The sequence below is a fragment of the Rhizobacter sp. P3_B12 genome (assembly GCF_056402895.1).
This window is the reverse complement of sequence record NZ_JBFUGN010001367.1, coordinates 1-1271: the sequence shown is the minus strand read 5'-3', so window position 1 is coordinate 1271 and position 1271 is coordinate 1. Positions and strand designations below refer to the sequence as shown.

Annotated in this window: 1 protein-coding gene; it reads left to right on the top strand. The window is 68.4% G+C overall.

Annotated features, from left to right (window positions below):
• The coding region (locus tag AC1D01_RS35285) for a DUF3570 domain-containing protein (protein WP_477874258.1) at positions 1 to 1090 on the top strand (1090 nt) is incomplete at its 5' end.
• Positions 1091 to 1271: the final 181 nt, after the last annotated feature.

Below are 1271 nucleotides of genomic sequence, written 5' to 3'. Positions count from 1 at the left end.
GCGCGCGGGCCGCGCGCTCGGCGTGGTGGTCGGCGGCGTGGCGGCGGCAGGGGCGGCGTATGCCGTCGACCTGCCCGAAGACCGCGCCGACGCGATGTACCACTTCTACGACGGCGGCGGCACGCGTGCCGACGGCCCGGCGCTGCTGATCCGCAAGAAGGTCGCCGAACGGCTGTCGATCAGCGGCTCGTACTTCATCGACTCGGTCAGCAACGCGTCGATCGACGTCGTGACGACCGCGAGCCCCTACAAGGAAAAGCGCACCGAATACAGCCTCGGCGCCGACTACGTCTACCGCGACGCGCAGGTCTCGATCTCGGGCACCACCAGCGACGAGCCCGACTACAAGGCGAACACGGTGAGCGTGGACGTCTCGCAGGAGGTGTTCGGCGGCATGACGACGATCAGCCTCGGCGCGTCGCGCGGCGCCGACCAGGTCGGCTCGCGCTACGACGGCATGTTCGACACGGCGCAGCACTGGCGCTACCGCCTGGGCGTCACGCAGATCCTGACGCCGCGCTGGCTGGCGAGCGCGAACCTGGAAGCCGTCTCCGACAACGGCTACCTCGGCAACCCGTACCGCGTGGCTCAGGTGTTCGGCACGCTGGTGCAGGAGCGCTACCCGCGCACCCGCTCGAGCCGCGCACTGAAGCTGCGCGCCGTCGGCGACATCGGGCAGGGCGAGCAACGCGCCGCGCTGCGCGCCGAGTACCGCTACTTCTGGGACAACTGGGAGATCAAGGCGCACACGCTGGAGCTGGGCTACACCCGCTACTTCGGCGCGCAATGGCTGGGCGAGGGCTTCGTGCGCTACAACACGCAGAAGCAGGCGCTGTTCTACGCCGACAACGCGCAGAGCGAGACGCGCTACGTGTCGCGCAACAAGCAGCTGAGCAACTTCAACGATGTGAGCATCGGCGCGAAGGCCACCTACGCCGCCGGCAAGATCGCCGACAAGTACGACATCAAGTGGAACGCGCAGTACCAGTTCATGCGCTTTCGCTACAAGAACTTCACCGACATCCGCACCCACAGCCTGTATTCGTTCGACGCGAACGTCCTCGAGCTGTTCGTCTCGGCCACCTTTTGAGAAAGACCGCGCCCATGTTCAAACGTAGTCGCAGCCTGCTGGCTGCCGGATGCCTGGCGGGATGGTTGGGACTGTCGTGCGGCACGAGCTTCGCGGCCGATGCGGCACCGGCGCCTGCGCCTGCGCCGGCCGCCAGTGCCCCCGAGGCCGCCGCCGCTCCGGCCGCTGCCGCCTCGTCGGC